The sequence below is a fragment of the Bacillota bacterium genome (assembly GCA_040754675.1).
Classification (GTDB): domain Bacteria; phylum Bacillota; class Limnochordia; order Limnochordales; family Geochordaceae; genus Geochorda.
The window spans coordinates 1-25,185 of record JBFMCJ010000002.1 but is presented as its reverse complement, the minus strand read 5'-3'; the positions used below and the strand labels follow the sequence as shown (position 1 = coordinate 25,185).

Annotated in this window: 23 protein-coding genes; all 23 read left to right on the top strand. The window is 69.8% G+C overall.

Going from position 1 to position 25,185, the window contains the following annotated elements:
• The first annotated feature begins 5 nt into the window (after positions 1-5).
• Positions 6-1,166 carry a DUF3866 family protein gene (locus AB1609_00315; GenBank protein MEW6044919.1) on the top strand — a complete coding sequence of 387 codons (1,161 nt, stop codon included), beginning with the start codon at positions 6-8 and terminating at the stop codon, positions 1,164-1,166.
• The gene (locus AB1609_00310; GenBank protein ID MEW6044918.1) at positions 1,163-1,807 is read left to right on the top strand and encodes a hypothetical protein; all 645 of its coding nucleotides are present in this window, start codon (positions 1,163-1,165) and stop codon (positions 1,805-1,807) included. Before AB1609_00315 ends, AB1609_00310 begins: the two co-directional genes overlap by 4 nt.
• Positions 1,808-1,853: 46 nt before the next feature.
• Positions 1,854-3,062: a phosphopentomutase gene (locus AB1609_00305; GenBank protein MEW6044917.1), complete on the top strand. Its 1,209-nt coding sequence runs from the start codon at positions 1,854-1,856 to the stop codon at positions 3,060-3,062.
• 131 nt (positions 3,063-3,193) lie between these two features.
• Entirely contained in the window at positions 3,194-4,462 is a 1,269-nt protein-coding gene (locus AB1609_00300; GenBank protein ID MEW6044916.1) for a D-alanyl-D-alanine carboxypeptidase family protein, read from the top strand.
• 51 nt (positions 4,463-4,513) lie between these two features.
• Positions 4,514-4,915, top strand: a complete 402-nt coding sequence (locus tag AB1609_00295) for an anti-sigma factor antagonist (GenBank protein MEW6044915.1) — start codon at positions 4,514-4,516, stop codon at positions 4,913-4,915.
• Positions 4,905-5,402, top strand: coding sequence for an anti-sigma F factor (gene spoIIAB / locus AB1609_00290; protein ID MEW6044914.1), 498 nt, complete (start codon positions 4,905-4,907; stop codon positions 5,400-5,402). Before AB1609_00295 ends, spoIIAB begins: the two co-directional genes overlap by 11 nt.
• The gene (locus AB1609_00285) at positions 5,347-6,060 is read left to right on the top strand and encodes a sigma-70 family RNA polymerase sigma factor (GenBank protein MEW6044913.1); all 714 of its coding nucleotides are present in this window, start codon (positions 5,347-5,349) and stop codon (positions 6,058-6,060) included. Before spoIIAB ends, AB1609_00285 begins: the two co-directional genes overlap by 56 nt.
• A gap of 162 nt (positions 6,061-6,222) precedes the next feature.
• Positions 6,223-6,774, top strand: coding sequence for a GNAT family protein (locus AB1609_00280; protein MEW6044912.1), 552 nt, complete (start codon positions 6,223-6,225; stop codon positions 6,772-6,774).
• Positions 6,775-7,000: 226 nt separating this feature from the next.
• Positions 7,001-7,723, top strand: a complete 723-nt coding sequence (locus tag AB1609_00275) for an amino acid ABC transporter ATP-binding protein (GenBank protein MEW6044911.1) — start codon at positions 7,001-7,003, stop codon at positions 7,721-7,723.
• A gap of 195 nt (positions 7,724-7,918) precedes the next feature.
• Positions 7,919-8,545, top strand: a complete 627-nt coding sequence (locus AB1609_00270) for a MotA/TolQ/ExbB proton channel family protein (GenBank protein MEW6044910.1) — start codon at positions 7,919-7,921, stop codon at positions 8,543-8,545.
• A gap of 9 nt (positions 8,546-8,554) precedes the next feature.
• Entirely contained in the window at positions 8,555-8,980 is a 426-nt protein-coding gene (locus AB1609_00265; protein MEW6044909.1) for a biopolymer transporter ExbD, read from the top strand.
• A gap of 51 nt (positions 8,981-9,031) precedes the next feature.
• Positions 9,032-9,955: a TonB family protein gene (locus AB1609_00260; protein ID MEW6044908.1), complete on the top strand. Its 924-nt coding sequence runs from the start codon at positions 9,032-9,034 to the stop codon at positions 9,953-9,955.
• A 24-nt stretch (positions 9,956-9,979) separates the two neighbouring features.
• On the top strand, positions 9,980-12,139 hold the full coding sequence (locus AB1609_00255; GenBank protein MEW6044907.1) for a hypothetical protein: 2,160 nt from the start codon (positions 9,980-9,982) through the stop codon (positions 12,137-12,139).
• A 36-nt stretch (positions 12,140-12,175) separates the two neighbouring features.
• Positions 12,176-13,477, top strand: a complete 1,302-nt coding sequence (locus AB1609_00250) for a hypothetical protein (protein ID MEW6044906.1) — start codon at positions 12,176-12,178, stop codon at positions 13,475-13,477.
• Positions 13,478-13,526: 49 nt separating this feature from the next.
• Entirely contained in the window at positions 13,527-15,107 is a 1,581-nt protein-coding gene (locus AB1609_00245) for a fused MFS/spermidine synthase (GenBank protein MEW6044905.1), read from the top strand.
• A 25-nt stretch (positions 15,108-15,132) separates the two neighbouring features.
• The gene (gene miaB / locus AB1609_00240; protein MEW6044904.1) at positions 15,133-16,614 is read left to right on the top strand and encodes a tRNA (N6-isopentenyl adenosine(37)-C2)-methylthiotransferase MiaB; all 1,482 of its coding nucleotides are present in this window, start codon (positions 15,133-15,135) and stop codon (positions 16,612-16,614) included.
• Between the two features lie 32 nt (positions 16,615-16,646).
• Positions 16,647-19,325, top strand: a complete 2,679-nt coding sequence (gene mutS, locus AB1609_00235) for a DNA mismatch repair protein MutS (GenBank protein ID MEW6044903.1) — start codon at positions 16,647-16,649, stop codon at positions 19,323-19,325.
• A gap of 15 nt (positions 19,326-19,340) precedes the next feature.
• A complete protein-coding gene (mutL, locus tag AB1609_00230; protein ID MEW6044902.1) occupies positions 19,341-21,101 on the top strand; it encodes a DNA mismatch repair endonuclease MutL in 1,761 nt (586 codons plus the stop codon).
• Positions 21,079-21,879, top strand: coding sequence for a class I SAM-dependent methyltransferase (locus tag AB1609_00225; GenBank protein MEW6044901.1), 801 nt, complete (start codon positions 21,079-21,081; stop codon positions 21,877-21,879). The genes mutL and AB1609_00225 overlap by 23 nt, the downstream gene beginning before the upstream one ends.
• Positions 21,872-22,855, top strand: coding sequence for a tRNA (adenosine(37)-N6)-dimethylallyltransferase MiaA (gene miaA, locus AB1609_00220; GenBank protein ID MEW6044900.1), 984 nt, complete (start codon positions 21,872-21,874; stop codon positions 22,853-22,855). Before AB1609_00225 ends, miaA begins: the two co-directional genes overlap by 8 nt.
• Before the next feature lie 4 nt (positions 22,856-22,859).
• Positions 22,860-23,897 (top strand): AAA family ATPase, encoded by a 1,038-nt coding sequence (locus AB1609_00215; protein ID MEW6044899.1) that lies wholly within the window; start codon positions 22,860-22,862, stop codon positions 23,895-23,897.
• A 293-nt stretch (positions 23,898-24,190) separates the two neighbouring features.
• Positions 24,191-24,814, top strand: coding sequence for a GTPase domain-containing protein (locus AB1609_00210; GenBank protein ID MEW6044898.1), 624 nt, complete (start codon positions 24,191-24,193; stop codon positions 24,812-24,814).
• On the top strand, positions 24,777-25,185 hold a 409-nt coding region (locus AB1609_00205), incomplete at its 3' end, for a hypothetical protein (GenBank protein MEW6044897.1). The genes AB1609_00210 and AB1609_00205, both read left to right, overlap by 38 nt.

Sequence of the window (25,185 nt, the reverse complement as noted above, 5' to 3'; positions counted from 1 at the left end):
GGGGCATGATGGAGCTTCGTGCGGGCGTCGTGCGGCAGGTGGTGGGGCGGCAAGGCCGCAGGATCGATCTTTTGGTTGACATTGACCCAGGCCCGGGTGACCCCTCGAGCGGGCGGGCATGGGCTTTTTGTGACCTGAGCTACGAGGCCTGGTTTCCCGGGCAGCGCGTGTTGCTCAACACCACGGCGGTCAGCCTGGGTCTGGGAACCGGCGGGCAGCACGTCGTGGTGGCGCCGCTCGACCCTCCACCGCTGGCGGGGGGCTGGGCCACGCCGCCCGCCAGCCGGCGGCACGGGCATATCATGAAGCTCCGCTACACGCCGGTGCAGCTTGCCGTCATGGCGGCCGAGGAGCCGGCCGGCCCCTACCACCGTGCCGTACGGGACGCTCCGGACCTGCGGGGGCTGCCCGTTGCGGTCGTGTCGCTCCACAGCATGGTAGGGGTGGTTGCCGCCGCGTGCCGGTGGGCCGCCGGGTGTTCGCCAGACCTGAAGGTAGCGTACGTGATGACGGATTCGGCCGCGCTTCCGGCCCACGTGAGCCGTTACCTTCACCTGCTGCGGCGGGCCCGCATCATCGGACTCGTCATCACCTCAGGCCAGGCCTTCGGGGGAGACATGGAGGCGGTGCATCCCGCCTCAGCCCTGGCCGTCGCGCAGAGGGCGGGGGCCGACGTGGTGATTCTGGGCCCGGGCCCGGGGGTGGTGGGCACGGCCACCGCGCTGGGCCATACGTGCCTGGAGGCTGCGTCCCTGTGCGACCTGGCGGGGGCTCTCGGCGCAGCACCCGTGCTGGTGCCACGGCTGTCCCTGCGGGACGCGAGGGCCCGGCACCGGGGCTTGAGCCACCACGACCGGCTGGCGTTCGGGCGGATCACGGCGAGGCCGGCCCTTTTGGTCCTCCCCGGGTCGCTTCCCGGACGTTTTCGCAGCGCGGTGATCCGGCAGTTGAGCAGAAGCGGCCTCCTCGCCCGGCACCGGGTCGTGGAGGTGGACCCCGCCCCCGTTCGCCCGGCACTCTTTCGGTTGCCCGTCGCCCCTGAAAGCATGGGACGCACGCCGCAAGACGACCCGCCCTTCTTTGATGCATGCCTTTCGGCCGGCCGGGTGCTTGCCATGCTGTGGGAAGCGGCGAGCCCGGCGGCCGGAGCGGGGGGCTCTTCGTGAGGGGGAGCGGCCTTCTGGCATGGGGCACCCCTGCTCCGGGCGCAACCGCGGCGAGTGCGCCGGGCGCCGTGCGTCTCGTGATGACGGCCCTGGCCGCAGCCGCCTTCGGGGTTGGGGTTCACCACGCGCTTGCCGCCCCCGAACAGGCCCCTACGCCCGCCCTTTACGCCGCGTGGGTCTGGCCGGAGGGAGACGGGCCCTGGGGGCCGCTGGCAGCTGCCCTGGGGCGGCAGCTTGCCTGGGGGGCCGCGGCCGTCTGGCTTTTCGGCCTGAGCGTCGTGGCCAGCCCGCTGGCTGTGGGCGCCGCCGTGCTGCGTAGCTACACCGCCGGCATCGTGCTCGGATCGGCGCTGGTCGGTTGGGGGCCGAGGGGTGTGCCGCTCCTGGCGCTGAGCGCGCTGCCGGCGCATCTCCTCGGGCTGTATGCCACCCTGGGCGCGGCGGGGGAGGCGCTGGCGTTCGCTGCCGCGTGCGGGCGATCCATGCTGGGCGCTTCGTCCGTCTGGCTTCCGGCGGCGTTCGGCGCGTACTGCCGCGCGGGCCTGCGTTTCCTCGGCGCAACGGCAGCGGCTGCTGCGGTGGAGGTCCTGGGTGTGTCGGCGGCGCGGCTGTTGCTGGGGTTCTTGGGATGGGAGGTATAATCCGCCGGGGAGTTGCACGCGACGGCCACTTCAAAGAGGAGCGGAAATGAACATGGCAGCGAGGGCGCCCGTTGACCGCGTCGTAATCATCGTCCTGGACAGCGTCGGCATCGGCGAGCTCCCGGACGCCGCGAACTACGGCGACCAGGGCAGCCACACGCTGCGCCACGCGGCCGAATCGGTTGGAGGGCTCTCGGCCCCAGGATTGGAGCGGCTCGGGCTGGGCTGTATTGACGCCATTCCCGGACTCTCGTGCCCGCCGCACCCGCAGGCAGCCTACGGCAAGATGGCGGAACGGTCGGCCGGGAAGGACACCACCACGGGCCACTGGGAACTGGCGGGCATTGTGACAAAGAGGCCTTTCCCGGTTTACCCCAACGGCTTTCCTGCCGAGATCATCGAGGCGTTCGAGCATGCCATCGGACGCAAGGTGTTGGGTAACCGCCCCGCTTCCGGCACCGCGATCATCCAAGAGCTCGGCGCCGAGCACCTGCGCACGGGTTGCCCGATCGTCTACACCTCGGCCGACAGCGTCTTCCAGATCGCGGCCCATGAGGACGTGATACCGGTCGAGGAGCTTTACCGCATGTGTGAGGTCGCTCGCGGCATCCTGCGGGGCCCGCACGCCGTCGGGCGCGTCATCGCCCGGCCCTTCGAGGGCAGCCCCGGGTCGTTCCGCCGGACGCCCCGCAGGCGGGACTTCAGCCTGAAGCCCCCCAGGCCGACTCTTCTCGACCGTGTCGCGCAAGCCGGCATGGGGGTGTGGGCCGTAGGGAAGATCGAGGATATCTTCGCGGAGCAGGGCATCACCGAGGCCGTCCACACCCAAGACAACATGGAGGGCGTGGACGCCACGCTGGATTTCCTGAGGCGCACCTCCAACCGGCGGGGCCTCATCATGACCAACCTGGTGGACTTCGACACGCTGTGGGGCCACCGTAACGACCCGGTTGCCTACGCGCGAGGCATCGAGGCGTTCGACCGCAGGCTGCCGGAGATCCTCCAAGAGCTGACAGCCCGAGACGTCCTCATCCTCACGGCGGATCACGGAAACGACCCCGTCACGCCCAGCACGGACCACTCCCGGGAGTACGTGCCGCTCCTCGTCACCGGCCGCCCGATCCGGGCTGGCGTGCAGCTTGGGGTCAGGGAGAGCTTCGCCGACGTGGCCGCCACCGTGGCCGACATGCTGGGCCTGCGCCCCCGCCCGGATTTCGACGCAGGCCAGAGCTTTGCCGCCGACGTGCTGATCTAGCTTGCGGCAATGCCCGAGCCGCGGCGGAAAGGCCGCGCAGGATGGCCGTCTCGCCCTGCGGTTCTGCGCCGGGCCGCCTCTTCATAGGGTAGTGCCGCAGCAACTGCGGCAGGCCCAGGAGGTGGCGCTGCGTGGTCCGGCGTCTCGCCATGCTGCTGGTAGCTCTGGCGGCGGCCGTTGCCCTGTGGATCGTCTGGCGCATCCCCGGCAACGCGCCGGGGCGTTCGGAGTGGCTGCTGACGATGGCGCCGCCGGCCGTCCCCGAACTGAAGCTCGCCTCCAGGGCAGCGGTGCTGATGGACGCGGCCAGCGGGCAGGTGTTCTACGCGCTCAACCCCGACGAGCCTCTCCCGCCTGCCAGCGTGACCAAGATCATGACCCTCATGCTGGCCCTGGAAGCCATCAGCGAAGGCCGGGCCAGCATGGCCGACGAGGTGGTCGCCTCGGAGCACGCCGCCTCGATGGGAGGCAGCCAGATCTGGCTCGAAGTCGGCGAACGCATGCCGCTGCGGGAGCTTCTCTACGCCATCGCGGTGGGTTCGGCCAACGACGCGTCGGTGGCGGTTGCGGAGTTCCTGGCCGGCTCCGAGAGCGCGTTCGTCGACATGATGAACCGGCGCGCGGCGGCTTTGGGCATGAAAAACACTCGCTTCGCCAACTCCACGGGGCTGCCGCCCCAGCAGACCGGCGATCCCGGTCCGCACGTCGCAAGCGCCTACGATCTGGCCCTGCTCTCCCGCCAGGCGGTCCAGACGCCCGGCCTGCTGGAACTCGTCTCCACGTGGGAGTACACGATGCGCCAGAACGGCATCAAAAAGCCGGTACTCTACAACTTCAACCGCATGTTGAAGCGCTACCCCGGCCTGGACGGGCTGAAGACCGGCATGACCAGCGAAGCCGGCTACTGCGTCGCGGTCACGTCGATGAGAGATAACCTGCGGCTCATCGCGGTCACCATGGGCGCACCCACGGCGAAGGACCGGGAAAACGACGTGAGGGCGCTGTTCGACTGGGGTTTCCGGCGCTACGAGGCGCGCCGGCTGGCCTCCTCGGGCGACGTGGTGGGCGCGGCCGAGGTGGCACGCGGCAAGCCCGCCTACGTTGCCCTGGTGCTGGCACAGGACGCCTTCATGACCGTCGAGCGGGGCACCAAGGTCCAGGTGGAAAAGAAGGCTGAACTGCCTTCACAGCTGGTGGCGCCCCTGGGGCCAGACGCCCGGGTCGGGATGGTTCGGCTCGTCGAACCGGCATCGGGTAAGCTTCTCGCCGAGGTGCCGGTCAAGGTGGCCCAACCGGTCGAGGTAGCCGGGTGGGGCGAACTGGTGGCGCGCCAGGTGCGCTCCTTTATGCAGGCCTGGGTTCCTGTCGGGAGGAAACCGGCACCGCCCCAGGCGAAGTAATGGCGTTGCGGTACTCGTGGCCTGGAAACAGACAGTGGGAGGGCCCCGTTCTTGGCGGTCACGGTCCAACTGCAGCGTCAGGGACCCGTACTGGTCGCACGCGTCGAAGGCGAACTCGACATGGCATCGGCCGCACAGCTTCGCAACCCCGTCGAGGAGGCCTGGGCCGGCAACGGCGAGCTCCGGCACATCGTTCTCAACTTGAAGGGGCTCACCTTTCTCGATAGCACCGGCATCGCCGTGATCCTCGGCCGGTACCGGGCGGCCCTCGGCCGGGGCGGGCGGCTGGTGGTGGTGGAAGTCACCCCCCGGGTGCGCCGGATGCTGGAGATCAGCGGCGCGCTCAGGCTGGTGGAGGTAGCCGGCAGCGAGGCGGAAGCCCTCACCCGCCTGGCCCCGAAGCGCAGCGGGCCTGCCCCGAGGCGGAGGAGGCGCACGCCCCATGAGCGGTGAACCGGCACGCTCGCCGAGATGGCTGACTGCGGCATGGGGACAAGGGCCGGACAGCTTCCTTTTGGCCATTGCGGCGTCCCCCGATAACCTGGCCTTCGCCAGGGCGGTCGTCGCGGCCTTCGCCGCGCGGTTGGCCTTCACGCTGGACGAGATCGAGGACATCAAGCTGGCCGTCTCCGAGATGGTGGCCAACGCCGTGATTCACGCCTACGCGGGCCAGTCCCCGGGCCCGGTCTGGGTCGCCGGCCGGGCGCAGGACGGGGGGCTCGAGGTGGTAGTGGAGGACAGGGGCCGGGGGATCAAAGACGTGGCCAGAGCGCGGGAGGCCGGCTACTCGAGTGCTGGCGGAGACCACCTGGGCATCGGCTTTTCCGTAGCCGAAACGTACATGGACCAGGTGCTCGTGGACTCCGTCCCGGGAGAGGGCACCTGTGTGCGCCTGTTCAAGCGGCCTGCCGCCGATCAAAAGCAAGCGGGCCCCCGCTGATCGCCTCCCCGTTCGCCCGGAAGAGCACGAGAAGCTGGCCGTGGCGGTGGCCAGGCGCTTCCGGGCCTTTCCGGTGGAGTTCGACGACCTGCTGCAGGCCGCGCGGCTGGGTCTGGTCGAGGCCGCGGCGCGCTTCGATCCTTCGGCCGGGGTCTCCTTTGCCACCTGTGCGGTTCCCATCATGCTCGGCCAACTTCGCCGGCTGGTGGAGAAGAGCCGGGCCGTCAGCGGAGTCCGGGGAGCGGCGGAACTGCTGCGTGCAGCCGAGGAGTGCCGCCGGCGGTTCCAGGCGGACAGGGGGCGCGATGCGACCCTCACCGAGCTTGCCGCCATGATGGGCGTGGACGCCGCCGAACTCGCGGCCGCCGTGGGGGCCATGGCGGCGCCCGTCCCGCTGGAAGAGACGCCGCTTTCGCCTGCCGCCCCTCCGGGTGAAGCCGAGCACTGGGCCGATACGCTGGACGTTCGCCGGGCGCTGGGGCGGCTGCCCGATGAGCTTCGGCGCATCGTCTACCTCCGCTTCTTCCAGGGCCTGCGCCAGCGGGAGGTGGCGCAGCTCCTCGGCCTTTCCCAGCCTGTTGTTTCCCGCCGGGAGCGGGAGGCGCTGGCTCATCTGCGGCGCGATCTGGAGGCGCCTGCCACTTCATCCCAGCCGTGACTTCACTTGCCGGAAGGGTCGGCGTGAAGCGCTTCGAATTCGCGTGAGCGATGGCGGACGCCGGCCAAAGACGAACGTCCCCTCGAAACGTTGCGACCGTCGAAAGAGCCGTACCTTGCAAAGATGCAGCGACAACTACGTAGTGAGCGAGGGAGTGCTGCGATGCGCATCGAGGGGGAACGGATCGGCCTCCGGCCGGTCAGGCCCGAGGATGCTCCCTACCTCCTGCAGTGGTCTTTGAACCCCGAGGTGGCGCAGTTCGTTCACGGCGAGTACCCTACCACCCTGGAACGCACCCAGGAGTGGGTGGAGCAAAGCCGGCGGGACCGGTACCGGCTGACGTTCATCATCGAAGGGCCGGACGGCGTTCCCATCGGCGACGTGGATCTGCATCACATCGCCTGGCGAAGCGGCGAGGCGGAGCTGCGGATCCGCATCGGCCGGCCGGAGCTGTGGAACCAGGGTCTCGGCACCGAAGCCATCCGGACCCTGCTGCGCTACCTCTTCGAGCAGCGCCACATGCGGAGTATCTACCTGCGGGTGCTCAGGAGCAACCGGCGGGCCATCCGTTGCTACGAGAAGTGCGGCTTTCGCAAGGAAGGGCGCATGCACGTCGTGGAGGACGGGCGCCCGGACGAACTTCTCCTGATGAGCGTAACGCCTGAGGAGGCCCTTGCCGAACGCACCCGGGATCCAGGAGCGCTGTCCGCCTGACGACCGGACCCTGTCGCACCATCCCCGGCGCTGCTTCGAAGCTCGAAGCCGCCGGGGTTTTAGTTTTCCGGCACCTCTCTTTTTCGGGCCCGCCGCAGGAACAATCGAGACGGCTTCGAAAAGAAGCCCAGGCCTGGCAGAAGGGGTGTCCCCAGGGGTGGTCGTCTCGGAAGCACCGCAGGCGCAGCAGGTGCGCCAAGCGCAGCAGGCTCAGCAGCAGACGCCCATCATCCGGTTTCAGGGCGTTCACAAGTGGTTCGGATCGCTTCACGTGCTCAAGGGGATCGATCTCGAGATTTACCCGGGCGAGGTGCTGGTCATCATCGGGCCAAGCGGATCGGGCAAGAGCACCCTTCTGCGCTGCATCAACCGCCTGGAGCCGATCCAGCAGGGCACCATCGTGGTGGACAGCTTCGACGTCAACGACCCGAAGACCCCCATCACGCGGCTTCGAAGCGAGGTGGGGATGGTTTTCCAGCAGTTCAATTTGTACCCGCACATGACGGCGCTGGAGAACATCACGCTGGCGCCCATCAAGGTGCGCGGGATCCCTCCCGAACAGGCGCGCCGCGAGGCGCTGGCGCTCCTGGAGAAAGTGGGGATTCCGGACAAGGCCAACGCGTACCCCTCCCAGCTCTCCGGGGGACAGCAGCAGCGCGTGGCCATCGCCAGAGGGCTTGCGATGCGGCCCAAGATCATGCTCTTCGACGAACCGACGAGCGCTTTGGACCCCGAGATGATCAAGGAAGTGCTCGACGTCATGCGCGACCTGGCCAGGGAGGGCATGACCATGGTGGTGGTCACCCACGAGATGGGCTTCGCCCGAGAGGCGGCTCGCCGGGTCATCTTCATGGACGAAGGCCGCATCGTGGAGCAGGGCCCGCCGAGCGAGGTCTTCCCCGCCCCGAAGGAGCCCCGCACCCGCGCCTTCCTGGAGAAAATCCTGTAAAGCGCCGGTACCCCTGAGATTTCCTGGAGCTTTCGAGGGTTATAGGGGGGCCTGCGGCCCGAAGGCGTGCGACAACGCCGGAGGGTGTTGGAAACGGCCCCGCAACGGTAGGGATTGCTTCCAGGCCGTCGAAATCCCTGCCAGTCTGTCTGGACAGGCAGACGGGCCCAGGCCGCGGGCTTGTGAGGAGGCGTCATGTTCGCCACCGTGGTTGACATTCTGGTCAAGGGCGGCCCGGTCATGATTCCGCTGGGCCTCGTCTCGGTATTCGCCGTCGCCATCAGCCTCGAACGTCTGTGGTACTTTGCCAAGCTTCGCGGCGACTCCGACCGCATCATGGACGAGCTCCGCATCCTCGTCCACGAGGGGCGGCTGCTCGAAGCGATGCAGACGATTCGAAGGGCAAACGGCCCAACCTCTGCGGTGCTGGCGGAGGGGCTGGCGGCGTGGGACCGCCCTCTGGAAGAAGTACGGGCGCGCATCGAGCGGGTGGGTCAGGACGAGGTCCAGAAGATGGAAAGCCGCATGGCGTGGCTCGATGCCATCGTCACGGGCGCGCCCATGCTGGGGCTTCTTGGAACGGTCACCGGTATCATCCGCAGCTTCCGGATCCTGGCGGCCATGGAGGGGGTTGAACCGTCGGGCTTGAGCGCGGGCATCGCAGAAGCGCTGATCACTACGGCTGCAGGGCTCACCATCGCGGTGCCGGTGCTGTTCGTCTACGTGTACCTGTCCGGGATCATCGACCGCCGGGTGGCGGCCCTCAACCGGACGACGTCCCAGTTTTTGCAACTCCTCTCTGAGGTCCGCGGAAGGAGCTAGCGCAGGGTCGTGGCCATCACACGAACCGTTCGCGGGCGGCCTCGCGTCGAGATCATCAACATGGTCGACGTGATGTTCTTCCTGCTGGCGTTCTTCATGGTTTTCACCACGTTTCGCACCGAACCGGCGACCTTGAGGCTTGACCTGCCCCGGGCGGTCACCGCCACCCGGGAGGCCTCTCCGGAACTGGTGGTGACCATCGACCGGGCGGGGCGCTACTACGTGGACGGGCGTCCCGTGAACCTGGCGCAGATGGGCGCCCTGGTGGGGGACGCGGTGCGGCGCCGGCCGGACCAGCTCGTCATCGTCCGGGCCGATAAGGGGATCAAGTACGACCTGGTGGTGCAGGCCATCGACGTGCTGCGCCGGGCGGGGGCCTACCGCCTGGGGCTGGCGGTGGAGCTCACCAGTGCGGCGTCCGGAGCGGGACGGTGAGTGTGGAGGGGTCCCATAGCCCGGCCCGGTGCAGGGGTGAATGGCGGGGCCATGATGGCGGCGAAAACGGGACCGTCGCAACAGCCGGGGCGGCTTGAGCCGTTCGTTGGGGTTTCGCTCCTGCTGCACGCCATACTGCTGCTCGTCCTTTCGCGGGTGATCCTCACCGATCGCTTCGTGCTGCCCAAGAGCGAAGGGGCGGTGGTGCAGGTGATCCCGGTGGCGCCCGCGCCGGCGCCCGGCCCGGTCTCGCCGCGCCCCGCCCGGGAGAGTTCCGCGGCGGGAGGGTCCGGCCAGGAGAGCAAGAAGGCGCCGCCTGCTGCCGCCAAGGTTGTGGCGGAAAAGCCCAAGCCGCAGGTCACTCCCAAGACGTCGGCCCCCGCGCCGGCGCCTGACAAGGCGCAGGTGGCGCCCCGGCCGGCTCCCGTTTCCAGCACGTCCCCGAAGTCGACTCAGCAGGTGCTCACCTCGGAACGCGGGCCTGCAGTGGCCGTCGCGGCTGCACCCAGGGAGCCGGCGGCTAAGAGTGCCCAACCCGAGACGCAGAAGGAGGCCGAGGCGGAGGGTCCGCTGACCCGCCAGGACAGTGCAGGGACCGGTGGCGTCCGGGAGGACAACCCCCCGCCGGGCCCCCCTGAACCCGATCTCACGGCGGCCATGGTGGTGGACTCAAGCCCGCCGATCTACCCGAAGAACGCCCTGACGTACGGTGCCCAGGGGCAGGTGCTTTTGGAGATCACCGTCAGTGTGGATGGCAGCATCAGCAGCGTGGCGTTCAAGCAGCGCACGGGGACCCAGCTGGACGCCTTTGCCGAGCGGTGGGTTCGTGACCGGTGGCGCTTCAAGCCCTCTTCCGTTAAGCGGCCGTATCGTCTGACCGTGCTGTTCGACTTCGCCATTACCCGGGACGAACAGGGCCGCGCCCAGCCAAGCGTGAGCTACCGCCTGGTCAGCGAGCGCGTGACTTACCTGTAATCGGGGCAGGTGACACAGCAAGGTATGAGGACGTATTCGCGCCAGGAGGGCGCCTCCTCGGGGAAAAGCGCGAGAAGACGCATTCTTGTGGCAGGCATCCTGGCCATGCTGGCCCTGGGAGGGCAGGCCCACACCCAGGAGGCCCCCGGGGGGCCGGGTCGCGTCGAGCTGTTCAACGAGTACATCCGGGTGGTGGTGAACAACTCCCCGGATGCCACCGGGCGTTTCTCCGTCAGCACCACGGGGGGCAACCCGGAGCGCGGTGACGACAACAACCGTCCCCTCATCTACGGGGGCGAGGAGCCCTGGACTTCGTTCACGACGGTTCGCATCGACGGCACCTCCTATGTGTTTGGAGGGCCAACCCACCTGCCGGCCGGCAAGGACGGGCCCTTCGGGCGGCCCGTGACGGCGCCGCGGCTGGTCCAGGGCGGACAGGAGATCGAGGCCGCCTGGCAGTACCCCGCCGGCATCGAGGTGGTCCAGCGCCTGAGCATTGCCCGGGGACGCACGACCGGCCTGCCTGACACCGTTCGCATTGAGTACGTGGCCATCAACAACGACCAGAAGCCTCACCCGATCGGCTTCCGGGTCGTGCTGGACGCGATGGCTGGAAGCAACGACGGGGCGCCGTTCCGCGTGGGGGAGCGGGCGGTCGAGAGCGACACGGTACTTTCCCGCTCCCAGCAGGAGATGCCCGAGTTCTGGCAGGCCTTCGACTCGCTGGCCCAGCCGGCGGTCATCGCCCAGGGGACGCTGCGGGGCGGCGAGGTGACGCCGCCTGACCGCGTCTACTTCACCAACTGGGGCGTCCTGCGGGACAGCCTCTGGGAGTTCGACTTCGCGCCCGGACGGACATTTGAGCGGAAGGGCGAGTACGAGCTGGACAGCGCGGTGGCGCTGTTCTTTGACCCGCAGGAGGTGCAGCCCGGGCAGAGCCGGTCCATCGTTGTCTACTACGGGATGGGCGGCATCAGCATCGTCCCCGGGCAGCTTGCCGTGGGGCTGTCGAGCCCGGAGATGGCGGTCATCGGCCAGACCGAGCCCGTGACGATCCTGGCGTACGTGCAGAACACGGGGCGCGGCGCCGCGCGGGAGACCAGGGTGTCGCTTGAGCTTCCGGGAGGGCTCGATCTTTTACCGGGCGAGTCAGCCGTGCGCGAGCTTGGTGAGATCCCGCCGGGCCAGACGGCGCAGGCGACGTGGGCGGCGCGGGTCACCGCGACTTCGCCGGCCCAACTCACCTTCTCAGTCCGCGCGGAGGCTGCCAACGCGGAACCCAACGAGGCGCGCCGCGGCTTGCGCGTGGTGACCCCCGCCCGGCTGTGGGTCCAGCTGCGGGGGCCGGCCCGCCTGGATGTGATGGACGGGCAGTGGAGCCCGGATCCTTTCCAGGTCACGGGGGTTGTCCGCAACGACGGAGGGGTGGAGGCGTACCAGGTATCCGCGCAGCTGTTGACCCCGTACGGCCTCAAGGTGGCTCCGGGCGACAGCGACCGCCGCTATGTCGGGACCCTGCGGCCCGAGGAGCAGGTGGAACTGCGGTGGCTCGTGAAGCCCACCGGTGCGTCCGGCAACATTCCATACTCGCTCAGGGTGACCTACCCCGGAGCAGGGGAGCAGCCGGTTCCCACCAATACGGTCATCGTCCCGCCGAGGGACGCCGAGATCCTGGTGGTGCCGGGGGCAGGGTGGCCGGACACCGGGGACCTCTCCCCGGGGCAGGCGTTCAACGTTGAGATCCGGGCTCGAAACCTGCCGAGGTTTTCTACCGCCCGCATCGACGTCGCATTCGACCCGGCCGTGATGCGGCTGGCAGGCGGTGCTCTGGCCGTGGACCGCGGGACTCTGTTCGTGGGGACGTCCCCCTCCTCACAGACCGGCGGCCCGGCTGCAGGCGGTGCGGCGCCTGGCTTCTCGGTACGCGCGGCGGACGACGAGGCAGGGAAGGTAAGCATCGAAGCCTCGTCACCCGTCGAGTCCCAGGGGACGGCGAGCCTGCTGGTGCTCCGGCTGGTGGCGAGCCGCACCGGACAGGGTGCCGTGCAGGTGGTAGCGGCAGAGTTCCGGGACGCGGCGGGGCAGGTGGTCTATCGCATCAGCCCGGAAGGCAAGCGGCCACAGCTGGGGGTCGCGGTGGGGACAGGGCCGACCGCGCCTGCCCGATCCCCGGGCGGGTCATGAGCGCCTGCGAGCCAAACTCACGCAAGAGGGCTTGGTATGGAGGGATCTCTCAACATGATGGGCAAGCGCCTGTTCCCGGCCCGCTGGGCAACGACCCTGCTGGCGGGTGTGGTGGCCGCCGCGGCGGCGCTCGGGCCGGCCGTGCCGGTGGCACAGGCCCAGGCCTCCCAGGCAGAGCCCACCATCACCGACGTGCGGCCCGAGCACTGGGCGTATCAGGCCGTGGTGACGCTGGTGCAGCGGGGATACCTCACGCTGCAGGCGGGCCGGTTCGACGGATCGAGGCCCGTTGACCGCTACACCCTGGCCGCCGTCATCGCCCGGCTCTTGCAGGACGTCGAGAGCGGCCAGACCCGCCTCTCCGGCGACGACCTGCGGCTGGTCCGGCAGTTGACCAACGAGTTCCGGGAGGAGCTTGCTCGCTGGCAGGACCAGCGTTCGCAGGTGAACCAGCGCCTGGACGCCGGGGCGCGGGACGTGAGCCGCATCGACGCGAAGCTGACCGAGGTACTGGCCCAGTTCTCCCAGAACGCCGCCGCCTCGGACCGCAGGCTCACGCAGGTCGAGCAGGCGACGCAGACGCTCAACCAGCAGCTTGGCGGCGTCTCCCAGCGCGTTACCCAGGTGGAGAACACGGCCAAGGGGCTCGGCACGGTAATCCAGGACCTTCAGGGCCGCCTTGACGGCCTGGACCGGGATCTCGCGGCGCGCAGGGTCGAACTGGTCGGGATGAGCCAATCCGTTCAGGCCCTGGAGCGCACGACTGCCTCGCTGCAAAACCACATCCAGGCTCTCACGCAGGACCTGGTGGGGCAGATCCAGGCGGAAGGGCAGGCCACCTCCCAGCGCCTTCAGGCCTCCAGCGCCCAGTTGCAGCAGCTCCAGGCGGCGCTTCAGGCCCAGCAGCAGGAACTGGGCACTCTCCGGACAAACCTCGACACGCTCATCACGTCGCTCAGCCGGAGCGGGATCCAGCCCGAACAGGCCGGAGCGCTGCTGAGCGCCCAACAGGAGAGCCTGCAGCGCCTGCAGGCGTCGACCGCCCAGATCGACAAGCTGAACGCCGATCTTGCCACCCTGCGCCAGCAGCTCGCGGCATCGGAGCAGGAGCGGCGCCAGCTCAGAAGCGAGGTCGACAGCCTGCGTGCCGCCCTGGAGCAGGAGCGGGCCCGCACGGACGAAATCGTGAAGAACCTGGTTCGCGACCCGGGCGGCCAGTTGACCGCTCAGCGGGATTTGCAGGCGGAAGTGGAATCACTCCGCACGCAGAGCCGGTGGTTGATGGCTGCCGCTCTGGCGGGAGTCGTCCTGGCAGTGGCCGCATTGATCGTGCCGTGAAACTCGGCGGAACAGTGGCCGAACCGCCTCCACGATGGGAGCGTGAGACATGCTCGCGGGGATTGTCTTCGTTTCCGGAGCCGTGCTGATGGCCCTGGAGATGGTGGGCAGCCGCCTGCTTGCCCCGTACTTCGGCAACTCCATCTACGTCTGGGGCAGCCTCATCTCGGTGGTGCTCGCGTCGCTGACGGCCGGCTACTTCATCGGTGGGCGTCTGGCGGACCGGAGACCGTATGCCGAGTGGCTGGGGTGGCTCATCGTCGTCCCGGGAGTCTTCGTGACAGCCATGCCGCTGTGGGCCGGTCGCTTCAACTTCTGGATGGTTCAGGAGGGCGTCGGGGTCCGCGAGGGGTCGCTCGTATCGGCGCTGGTCCTGTTCTTCCTTCCCGGGCTGTTCCTTGGCACCGTCTCGCCGTACGCGATCCGGCTCGCCGCCCAGCGCGTGCAGACCATCGGTTCGACGGCGGGCCTTCTGTACGCGGTGAGCACCGCCGGGAGCATCGTGGGCACCCTGTTCACGGCGTTTTACCTGGTGGCGTGGCTCGGGGTCACGGATATCCTGTACGTGCTCGGCGCGGTGCTGGTCGTACTGGGCCTCACGGTAGTGGGGTGGGGGTATACCGGCCGCACCCACCCGGCTGCGCACAAGCAGGCGAAACCCCGGGGGCGTCCCCCTCGGTACGCGGCGTTCTGGGCGCTTGTGGCCATCCTGGCGGCCGGCGCCAGCATCCGGGCCGGCATAGGCCAGGCCACCTGGACGGGGATGGCGGAGGACCGCGGGCAGGTGGTTTTCGAGAAGGACAGTGCCTACCATCACATCCTGGTGGTGGACGACCGTACCGGCACCCGCTACCTCAAGTTCGACGACTCCTGGCAGAGCGCGATGGATCTCGCCGACCCGAAGGCGCTCGTCTTCTGGTACACGCGCTACTTCCACCTTGCCATGTCCCTCGTGCCTGAGGCCGAACGGGTGCTGATGGTGGGGCTCGGCGGCGGGTCGGTGCCCAAGAACTTCCTCGAGGTGTACCCCCGGGTTACCATCGACGTGGCCGAGCTCGACCCCGAAGTGGTGCGCCTGGCGCGCCGCTACTTCCAGGTGCCGGCCGACAACCCTCGCCTCAACGTGGCAGCCGAAGACGGCCGGATGTTCGTACGGCGCACGCCTCACCGCTACGATGCGGTCTTCCTCGACGCGTACTTCGCCCACTCCATCCCCTTTCACCTGGCCACCGTGGAATTCATCGAGGAGTTGAAGCAGCGCCTGAACCCCGGCGGCGTGGTGGCCTCCAACATCATCGGGTCGCTCTCGGGCCGGCACAGCCTGCTGTTCCGCTCCATGCTCAAGAGCCTGAAGGCCGTCTTCCCGACGGTGTACGTGCTGCCCGTCGGGACCACCTCCGGCAGCGCCATCGACCCGGTTCAGCGCAACATCATCGTGCTGGCCACCGACCAGGCCCCCTTGAGCCCCGAGGCGTTCCGGGCAACGGTCGAGCGGCTGGAACGTGAGGGCCGCCTTCCCCCCGGGTCTGGCACCCTGGCCCGTTCCCTCGTGGTCGAACCCATCCCCACCGACGACGTGCCGGTCCTGACCGACAACCACGCCCCCGTAGACACGCTCCTGCGCATCTAGTTCGCCCACGGCGGCCCCGGTTATAATGGTCGATGTAGTGTTGCCAGGGCTCCTGGCACCCGCCGGAGAGGGGAACGCGCTTTTGGTGCAGGCGAACGGCAGCAGGGCGCGGCTTGCCCACATCGTCACCCTGGGCTGCCAGATGAACGTGCGGGACTCCCAGACCCTTGCAGGCATGCTGGCGCAGATGGGGTACGGCTTCACCGACCGCATCGAGGAAGCCGACCTGGTGCTGTTCAACACGTGCAGCGTCCGCGAGAATCCCGAGCGCAAGGTGTACGGCCAGGTGGCCGGCCTGCGGGCGCTCAAGGAACGCCGGCCCGGGATGATCATCGGGATCGCCGGGTGCATGCCGCAGCAGCGGCCGGAGCTCGACCGCATGAAGGAAAGCCTCCCGCACGTCGACCTCATCATGGGGACGCTCAATCTCCACCGCTTCCCCGAGCTGCTCCAGCAGGTCATCGAGACGGGCCGCCGGGCGGTAGAGGTCTGGCACGACGAGGGCGAGATCGTCGAGGGCCTGCCCGTGCTTCGCGACCCGGGCGCCGTGACCGCGTTCGTGAGCGCCATCTACGGGTGCGACTACCGCTGCACCTTCTGCGTGGTGCCCAATACCCGTGGCCGCCAGCGCAGCCGCCTCCCCCAGGCCGTTGAGCGCGAGGTGCGGGAACTGGTCGGGCAGGGCGTCAAGGAGGTGACGCTGCTCGGCCAGACGGTGAACGCCTACGGGCGCGACCTGCCGGGCCGCAGCGTGACGCTGGCCTCGCTGCTGGAGCGTCTCAGCTCCGTCGAGGGGCTCGAGCGCATCCGCTTCACCTCCAACCACCCCCGCGAGCTCACGGACGACCTCATCGAGGCCATGGCCCGGCTTCCCAAGGTGGCCGAGCACATCCACCTCGCGGTGCAGTCGGGAAGCGACCGCATCTTGCACCGGATGGGGCGCCGCTACACGGCGGCGGAGTTCGCCGACCTGGTGGAGCGCTTGAGGTCCGCCGTCCCGGGTCTGGCCGTCACCACCGACATCATCGTGGGGTTCCCCGGCGAGACCGAGGAGGACTTCCAGGCCACGCTGGAACTGGTGCGCCGGGTGCGCTTCGACTCGGCGTTCACCTTCGTCTACTCGCCGCGCCCGGGAACGGCGGCGCTCAAGCTCCCCGACCCCGTTCCCGAGCCGGTGAAGCGGGATCGCATCCAGCGGCTCATCGAACTCCAGAACGCCATCAGCCTGGAGCGCAACCAGCCCTACCGCGGCCAGGTGGTCGAGGTGCTGGTGGAGGGCGCAAGCGAAACCAACCCGGACCGCCTCTCCGGCCGCACCCGCACCAACAAAGTCGTGGTCTTCGACGCGCCCGGCGAAGAGCGGCAGCGCCTGATGGGGCGGCTGGTGCCGGTGTACGTCGAGGACGTCAACACGTGGACGCTCTTCGGGCGTCGGGACATGCCCGCGGCGATGGCAGCCGGCCCGAAGGCCGCGAGCGCCGCGGCAGCCCCACCGCGAGCCGGTTGATCGGCTGCCGGGTGAGGGCGGCAGGGCAGGGGGTGGCAGCGCTGCCCACGGAAGGCAAGGACCTTTCTGCTGGCGACGAGGCCACGCCGATGCTCAAGCAGTACCAGGCGCTCAAGGCGGCGCATCCGGGCGCCCTGCTGTTGTTCCGGCTCGGCGACTTTTATGAACTTTTTGGCGAGGACGCCGAGATCGGGGCCTCCGTCCTCAACATCACCCTCACGAGCCGGGAGATCGGCAAGGGCCGGCGGGTGCCCATGTGCGGGGTGCCGCACCATGCGGCCAACACGTACATTGCCCAGCTGGTAAACGCCGGGTACCGCGTGGCCATCTGCGAGCAACTCGAGGAACCCCGCCTTGCCCGCGGGGTCGTGCGGCGGGACGTCATCCGGGTGGTGACGCGCGGCACACTGGAGAGCGACTCGGGGCGGGAGCGCCGGTACGTGGCCGTCCTGTGGGTGGCCGAGAAGGCGGCAGGGCTGGCGTTTGCGGACGTCTCCACCGGGGAACTGCGCGCGACCCGCCTTTCGGGCGACGCCGGGACCCGGGGTTCGGCCCTGCGGGCCGCTCTCGACGAACTGCGCCGGCTGGCCCCCGACGAACTCGTCCTGCCCCCTGCGCTGGCTGACGACCCGGACGTGGCGCAGGCTGTGCGCCGTGAGCTTCACGCTGCCCTCACCCCCTGGGAGAACCGGGCATGGGACCCGGCGGAGGCGAGGCGTGCCCTGCTTCAGCACTTCGGCGTGGCGTCGCTTGCGGCGTTCGGGATCGAAGAGTGGCCCGAGGCCCAGGTGGCCGCCGGGGCCGCCCTCGCCTACTTGCTGGACACGCAGAAGGACAGGCTCGTTCACATCACCGGCCTGGAGAGCTACGACCCCAGGGCGGGGCTCTTCATCGACCCCTCCACGGCCCTCAACCTGGAGCTGACGGCGAGCCTGCGCCAGCGCACCCGGAAAGGGTCGCTCCTGGGTGTCATCGACGAGACGCTCACCGCCGCCGGGTCGCGGATGTTGCGCCGCTACCTGGAAGAACCGCTGACGGACGTGGCGACCATCCGGGCACGCCAGGAGGCCGTCGAGGCGGTCTTCGGCGACCACCTGCGCCGCGGGCGACTCCGCAGCCTGCTGAACGGCCTGCCGGACGCCGAGCGGCTGCTGGGCCGGGCGGGCACCGGCAGGGCAACGCCGCGGGATCTTGTGGCACTGCGGGAATTCCTGCAGCGCAGCGAGGCGATCTGGGCGGTGGCCGAGCCGCTGAGCGCGGCCGGGGAGCCCGTCGCCATCCGCGACCTCGAGGTGGTGGCCCAGGGACGCCCGAAACTCGCGGATCTCGCCGCCGAGCTTGAACGGGCCCTCTCCGACGACCCGCCCGTCGACCCCAGGGACGGGGGCTGCATCCGGCCCGGCTACGACCCGGAGCTGGACAGGCTTCGCTCGGATGCAGAGGAAGGGCGCCGCTGGATCGCGGGCCTGGAGTCCAGGGAACGCGACCGCACGGGCATCCGCTCGCTCAAGGTGGGGTTCAACAAAGTCTTCGGTTATTACATCGAGGTGACCCGGCCGAACCTCAGGCTGGTTCCCGCGGACTACGAGCGCCGCCAGACCCTCAGCGGCGCGGAACGCTTCGTGACGGCAGAGCTCAAGTCGTGGGAGGGCCGCGTCCTGGAAGCAGAGGAGCGCATCGGCACCCGGGAGGCCGAGCTGTTCCAGGCGCTCGTACAGCGCGTGCTGGCGCTCTCCCCGGCCATCCAGGCGGCGGCACGGGCGGTCGCCCGGCTCGACGTAGCGGCGGCCCTGGCGGAGATCGCGGTGCGGCGCGGGTGGACGCGGCCGGTGGTGGACGACGGCTCCGTCATCGAGATCCGCAAGGGGCGCCACCCCGTGGTGGAGGCCACGCTGCCGGACGTGCCCTTCGTGCCCAACGACCTGTACCTGGACACGGGCGCACACCGGCTCGCCATCGTGACGGGCCCCAACATGGGCGGCAAGTCCACCTACCTGCGGCAGGCGGCGCTCCTGGTGATCCTGGCGCAGATGGGAAGCTTCGTCCCCGCGCAGCACGCCCGCATCGGCGTTGTGGACCGGATCATGACCCGGGTGGGCGCTTCGGACGATCTGGCCTCGGGGCGATCCACGTTCATGGTGGAGATGAGCGAGAGCGCCTATATCCTGCGCCACGCAACACCCCGCAGCCTGGTGGTCTTGGACGAGGTGGGGCGGGGTACGGCCACCTACGACGGGCTCAGCCTCGCGTGGGCTATCGTGGAAGCACTCCACGACCTGGGGTGCCGGACGCTGGTGGCCACGCACTTCCACGAACTGACGGAACTCGAGGGCGCCCTGGAGGGCGTCTTCAACCTCCATGCGGCAGTCGCCCAAACGCCCGATGGCATCGCGTTCCTGCGCCAGGTGAGGCCGGGAGCGGCGGACCGCAGCTACGGCATCGAAGTCGCCCGCCTGGCCGGACTTCCCGAAAGCGTGGTGCGCAGGGCACAGGAGGTGCTCTACCACCTGGAGGGGGCGGCCCCCCACGCAGAACGGGCCGCCGAGCGTGCCGCAGCGGCCTGCGCCCCCGCACCGCCTGCGGCGGCCGTTTCGCCCTCCTTGCGGCCCGCTCCGGCCGCGCTAGACGGCCCGGCAGCTCCCAGGCGCCCCCGGGTGCGCCCTCGCCGTTCGGCGGTGGAGCTCAGCCAGACGCTCCTCTTCGAGGGCTGAAAAAAGGCGGGACCGATGGGCAAGATCGTTCAGCTCCCGGACGACGTCATCGATCATATCGCGGCCGGCGAGGTGGTGGACCGCCCTGCCTCGGCCCTCAAGGAACTCGTCGAGAATGCCATTGACGCGAACGCCCGCCGCATCCGCATCGACGTGGCCGAAGACGCAAGCGCCTTGCGAGTGAGCGACGACGGCGAGGGGATGGAGCCGGAGGACGCCGAGATATGCTTCCTGCGCCACGCCACGAGCAAGCTCCGCCGTCGGGAAGATCTGGCCGTGGTAAACACGCTCGGATTCCGGGGCGAGGCGCTGGCAGCCATTGCGGCGGTCGCAGAACTCGAGATCCTGACCAGGCCCCGCCACCGGCCGGAGGGTTTCCGGGTCATCATAGCGGGCGGCCAGAAGATGAGCGCGGGCCCGGCTCCGGCGCCCGAGGGGACCACGGTGTGGGTGCGGCGCCTCTTCTTCAATACCCCGGCCCGGCGCCGGTACCTGAAAAGCGGGGCCGCGGAGCAGCGAGCGTGCGTGGAGGCGGCCGCACGCATTGCGCTCGGGCACCCCGGGGTGGCCTTCGAGGTGACCGCAGGGCGGGAGGTTCGCTTTGCTACGCCGGGCGACGGCGACATCCGGGCCGCCGCTGCTGCCGTCATCGGCCCGCAGGAAGCCGGTGTGCTGTTGCCTGCCGGGGGCGCCAGGGGGCCCGTCACGCTTCGGGGGCTTATCGGTCCGCCCGACCTCACCCGCCCTCGGCGCGATCACCTCTGGACGTTCGTCAACGGGCGCTGGGTGCAGGACAGGACCGTGGCCACGGCCGCGGTGCGGGGCTTTGAGGGGCGCCTGGCGCCAGGGCGGTTTCCTGTCGCGTTCGTTTACCTGGACGTGGATCCGTCCTGGGTGGACGTGAACGTGCACCCCGCGAAGCTCTTCGTACGCTTCCGGGACGAGCACCTGATCTTCTCCCTGGTGGTCACGGCCGTAAGGGAGGCCCTGCGGTCTGCCCCGCCCGTCATGCTGGCGGCCAGGTCCGCGCCGTCACCGACGGGCCAGCTGCTGTCTCCACCGGGCCTGCCGCCGGCTCCGGCGAAAGCTGCCGAGCCTGCGGCCCTGCCGTGGGGTGCGGCCTCTCGGGAGCCGCTGCCGGCCCAACTGCGGCGGCTCAAGGCCGTCGGGCAACTGTTCGCCACGTACATCCTGGCCGAGGCGCCGGGGGCCCTGATGGTCGTGGACCAGCACGTCGCCCACGAACGTCTCATCTTCGAGCAGATGCTGAAGGCCCGCGCCGGAAGCCCTGCCCCCGCCCAACAGCTTCTCGCGCCGGTGACCCTCGAACTCACCTGGGCCGCCGCCGAAGCGTTGCGGCCGTTGCTGCCGTGGCTTGGCCGCGTAGGGCTGCAGGCGGAGGCGTTCGGGCCCCGGCACGTCCTGGTGCGGTCGCTGCCGGCCGTTCCGGGGTTCCCGGCCGCACCACACGAGAACGAGCTTCGCGCTCTCTTCGAGGCGCTGGCCAGGGAACTGCCCGAGCTCCCCGAAGCGCCCGGAGCCCACCTGGAAGAATCCGCCGCGCCGGCACCCTGGGAGCTCCGGTTGCTCAAGAACGTCGCGTGCAAGAGCGCGGTCAAGGCCGGGACCGCCCTCAATACCGCCGCCATGCGGATGCTGGTGGAAGGCCTGGCGCTGGCGGACAACCCCTACACGTGCCCGCATGGGCGGCCGGTGGTGGTCAGCATTCCGGTCGAGGAGCTGGATCGGCGCTTTGGCCGCCGGACACCCCCCTGATCGGGTCTGGCTCGTCACCACGGGGCGTGAGCCGACCGGGCTGCAGGAGGCGAGAGCCCGGGCGATCGCCGGGGAGATCGGGGCGCCGTTTGTGCCCCGCGGGGATCGCGCCCTTGACTGCCCTGAGCCGGCGCTCCCTTGCGCTTTTCTGGTCGTGGAGCGCCACGGGCTGGCCATCCAGGTAGGGAGCAGGCGGCTCGCTTACCACCCGGGCATGGCCCTTCATCGAATACGCCTGCTCCGGAGGGGGATGGCGGATCCGATGGTGGAGGCCATGGGCCTCTCGGGAGGCGAGCAGGTGCTGGACGCAACCCTCGGCCTTGCGTCCGACGCGCTGGTGGCCGCTTTTGCGGCCGGCCCCGCGGGCTGGGTGACCGGCGTCGAGAAGGTGGCGGCACTGGCCGTCCTCGTGCGTGAGGGGCTTCGGGGCTATGGGTGGGAGGATGGTGACGTGGCGGCGGCGGCGGCGCGCATCGAGGTGGTGGCAGCCGACCACTCGAAGGTCCTGGCCATGGCAGACCCCGGCTCCTTTGACGTGGTCTACTTCGATGTCATGTTCGAACGGCCTCTTTCAGGGTCAGCTTCAATGGCCTCCTGGCGCAGGGTGGCCGATGAAGGCCCTCTGGCAGCGGACGTTGTGCAGGCAGCCCTCTCGGCGGCCCGCCGCCGGGTGGTGGTGAAAGACCGCCGCGACTCTGCCCGCCTGGCTGCGCTCGGCCCCCCGCGCCTTTGGGGCGGGCGATCAAGCCGCGTCGTGTACGGGATCTGGGATGTCTGACGGGACGCTCCCGCTGCGGCCGCTCCTCGTCATCGCGGGGCCGACCGCGGTCGGGAAGACCGAGCTGGCCATCGAGGTGGCATTGAGGCTGGGTGCCGAGGTCATCTCGGCCGACGCCATGCAGGTTTACCGGGGCCTCGATATCGGTACCGACAAGCCCACGCCCGAGCAGCGGCGCGGGGTGGAACATCACCTGATCGACGTCGCCGACCCCGAGGAGCCCTTCAACGCCTCTATCTACCGGGAGCTGGCGCGCCGGGCGCTGGCCGCCATCGAGAGCCGCGGGCGGCTCGCCATCGTTTGCGGCGGCACGGGGCTCTACATCCGGGCGTTTGTGGACGACCTCCTGCCCGCGCCGGGCGGATACGATCCCTCCGTGCGGGCGCACCTCGAGGCACAGGCCAGGCGAGAGGGATCCGGGCTCCTATACCGGCGCCTCGCGGAAGTGGACCCCGAGGCAGCGGCGCGGATTCACCCCCACAACGTGCGCCGGGTGATCCGGGCGCTCGAGGCATACGAGGTCACGGGAAAGCCCTTGAGCGAACTGCAGCGCGAGGCCCGGCGGTCCGCTCGCCCTCTTGCGGCGGTCTGGGTCGGGTTGATCCGCCCCCGTCCCGTACTCTACGAGCGCATCCACCGCCGCGTGGACGAGCAGGTCGCGCGTGGGCTCGTCGACGAGACCCGCCGGCTGCTTCTGCGCGGCCTGGGCCCAGGGAACACCGCCATGCAGGCGCTGGGCTACAAGGAAATGGCGCGGTACCTGGCGGGCGAACTCACGTTTGCCCGCGCCGTCGAACACCTGAAGCTGGCGACGCGCCACTATGCCAGGCGCCAGCTCACGTGGTTTCGCCCGGATCCCCGCATCCGCTGGTTTGACCTCTCGGCGCTGGGAAGCCTGGACGCGGCCGCGGGCGCAGTGGCACGGTACTACCTCGAACGGGCGGCTGCGTCCGGGCCGCCGGCTGCGTATAGATGACTTGATGGCACACCCTCGCACGAGCACCCGATCGCTCATCGAGCGAGTGGCCGACGGGCGCCTGAGCCCCGGCCACGCCCTTCACCTGCTGGCAGACCAGTTCGAGCGGGGAGGTCGCCGCGGCACCGATGGCGCCGACGCCTCCGACGAGGCTTCCACCCCACCGCCCGATTCCCACAGCGCCCGGGACGGTGACAGCCTCCAGCAGGCGATGGCCGAACTCGACGCGCTGGTCGGTCTCCACAGCGTCAAGCGGGCGGTGCGGGAACTGCGGGCCTACGTGGAGATCCGCCAGAAGCGCGCCGCCGCCGGGCTCGCCGCTGAGCCCCTGGTGCTGCACATGGCGTTCAAGGGAAACCCTGGCACCGGCAAGACCACCGTGGCGCGCATCATCGGGCGGATGCTGAAGGCGCTGGGCGTTTTGCCCAAAGGCCACACCGTCGAGGTAGAGCGGGCCGACCTGGTGGGGGAGTTCGTGGGCCACACCGCTCAGCGCACCCGCGAACAGATCCGCCGCGCCATCGGGGGAGTTCTGTTCATTGACGAGGCCTACAGCCTGGCCCGCGGTGGTGACAAGGACTTCGGGAAGGAGGCGGTGGATGGCCTCGTCAAAGCGATGGAAGACCACCGCCACGAACTGGTGGTCATCATGGCCGGATACCGGCAGGAGATGGAGTTTTTCCTGCGGCTCAACCCGGGGCTGCGGTCCCGCATCCCCTTCGTCATCGACTTTCCGGACTACAACGGTGAGGAGCTGCTCCAGATTGCCACCCACATGCTGAAAGCACGTGACTACCGCCTCAGCCCCGAGGCCAGGGAACGCCTCGCGGCGGTGTTGATGCTGCGGCGCGTCACGGAGCCCTTCCACTTCGGCAACGCCCGGCTCGTGCGCAACATCCTGGAGGCCGCCATCCGCCTGCAGGCGGTGAGGCTTCACGCCGTCCCCGCGCCCACCCGGGAGGAGTTGATGCTCATCCGGGTCGAGGACATCCCCTTTGAAGGGGCGTTGGCCTCCGTCCCGTCTCCCGTCGAGGGAGCCTGAAACTTCGCCGCACGGCGCCAGAGGTTTTGCGCCGGGTTGGCATCGGCATGGAGCGTGGTGCAGCCGTGCTGGCAGATAGCCTTGTGGCGGACCATCCGGGACGCCGGCTGATGGCATCGGGCGGAGCGCGACGCGCGCGACGAGGTGCCGTGGGGTCGGACGGGTACGACCCAAATCCCCACGCGCTCTCGCGCCTGCCGGCAGAGCGAGGAGGGGGGAAGCCGCCCTTGCTCCCCGCGCCTCGAGACGGGGGCTTCCGGGCGGCTGTTCGGTGAAGAGGGATGGGGCCCGCGATGCACACCCCGGCCGATGCCTGCGTCGTGGGCCGGCCCGGCGTGGGCAAAACGCTGTTCGTGCTACGGTTCGCCCAGTGGTGCGGGCACCGGCGGCTCGTGGTGCGCCGCCGGGCCCAGGAGCCGGACGACGGCGAGTGGGTTGAGATGGATCTGTCGGCCGCGGTTGCCCAGCTTGTAGGCACGGGCACCCCCACGACGCGCCAGATCCAGCACCTGGACGTCGAGTGGCGCCACGCCAAGCGCCAGGTGACGGTGCGGCTCGTGGACACGGTGGGCCTCACCGCGCAGATCCACCCCGATCCCGCGCTGCGCCGCAGCATGGCGGAGACGCTGGCGCTGGTGATGGAGAGCCGGATCGTGCTGCACGTGGTGGATGGCCCTGGGACGGCCAGGGCGCCCGAGCGGCTGCTGGACGAGGACGACCTGGACGCCCAGCTCGGGCGGTACGGTGAGCGGCGGGGCGGGTACGCCGTGCTGGTCAACAAGCTCGACCTACCGGGCGGTCGTGCGGGGTTGGAGTCGGTGCGGCGGGCCTGGCCCCGGCGCACGGTGCTGGGCATCTCGGCGCTGGAGGCGTGGGGATTTGCCGCCGTTCGAAAGTTCCTGCAGCGGCGCGTCTAGCGGCGCAGGCGGGGCGGGGATCCTCGGGCTTGGTCTGGCGGCCCTTGGCGTATGGGCCGCGGGCGCCGCGATCAAGCTGGTAGACGCAGCCGTGGACGGCGAGCCTGGATGGGATTCGGCGGCGTGCGCCAGTTACGCTGCGGTACTGGTGGGGCTCGGCGCGGCCGCCTGCCCCGCCTGGGCCATCTCCCTGGTGGGGGGCGCGTGGGCCGTGGGAATGGCGTCCCGCCACCGCCCCCGGGACCTCCTGGAGTCCGTCGCGGTGCTGGCGGCGGTCGCCCTGGGGGTCGGCTGGCGCGAGAGCCTGGGATCGCTCCTGGCAGTGGCAGCCGTCCAGGTGGCCGACCGCTGGATGGATCGGGAAGGGTGGG

What these genes read in the sequence shown, in the direction of transcription:
- AB1609_00315 (MEW6044919.1), top strand. Translation starts at nt 6, where the DNA reads ATGATGGAGCTTCGTGCGGGCGTCGTGCGGCAGGTGGTGGGGCGGCAA.
- AB1609_00305 (MEW6044917.1), top strand. Translation starts at nt 1,854, where the DNA reads ATGAACATGGCAGCGAGGGCGCCCGTTGACCGCGTCGTAATCATCGTC.
- spoIIAB (MEW6044914.1), top strand. Translation starts at nt 4,905, where the DNA reads ATGAGCGGTGAACCGGCACGCTCGCCGAGATGGCTGACTGCGGCATGG.
- AB1609_00280 (MEW6044912.1), top strand. Translation starts at nt 6,223, where the DNA reads ATGCGCATCGAGGGGGAACGGATCGGCCTCCGGCCGGTCAGGCCCGAG.
- AB1609_00270 (MEW6044910.1), top strand. Translation starts at nt 7,919, where the DNA reads ATGTTCGCCACCGTGGTTGACATTCTGGTCAAGGGCGGCCCGGTCATG.
- AB1609_00260 (MEW6044908.1), top strand. Translation starts at nt 9,032, where the DNA reads ATGATGGCGGCGAAAACGGGACCGTCGCAACAGCCGGGGCGGCTTGAG.
- AB1609_00255 (MEW6044907.1), top strand. Translation starts at nt 9,980, where the DNA reads ATGAGGACGTATTCGCGCCAGGAGGGCGCCTCCTCGGGGAAAAGCGCG.
- AB1609_00250 (MEW6044906.1), top strand. Translation starts at nt 12,176, where the DNA reads ATGGAGGGATCTCTCAACATGATGGGCAAGCGCCTGTTCCCGGCCCGC.
- AB1609_00245 (MEW6044905.1), top strand. Translation starts at nt 13,527, where the DNA reads ATGCTCGCGGGGATTGTCTTCGTTTCCGGAGCCGTGCTGATGGCCCTG.
- miaB (MEW6044904.1), top strand. Translation starts at nt 15,133, where the DNA reads ATGGTCGATGTAGTGTTGCCAGGGCTCCTGGCACCCGCCGGAGAGGGG.
- mutL (MEW6044902.1), top strand. Translation starts at nt 19,341, where the DNA reads ATGGGCAAGATCGTTCAGCTCCCGGACGACGTCATCGATCATATCGCG.
- miaA (MEW6044900.1), top strand. Translation starts at nt 21,872, where the DNA reads ATGTCTGACGGGACGCTCCCGCTGCGGCCGCTCCTCGTCATCGCGGGG.
- AB1609_00215 (MEW6044899.1), top strand. Translation starts at nt 22,860, where the DNA reads ATGGCACACCCTCGCACGAGCACCCGATCGCTCATCGAGCGAGTGGCC.
- AB1609_00210 (MEW6044898.1), top strand. Translation starts at nt 24,191, where the DNA reads ATGCACACCCCGGCCGATGCCTGCGTCGTGGGCCGGCCCGGCGTGGGC.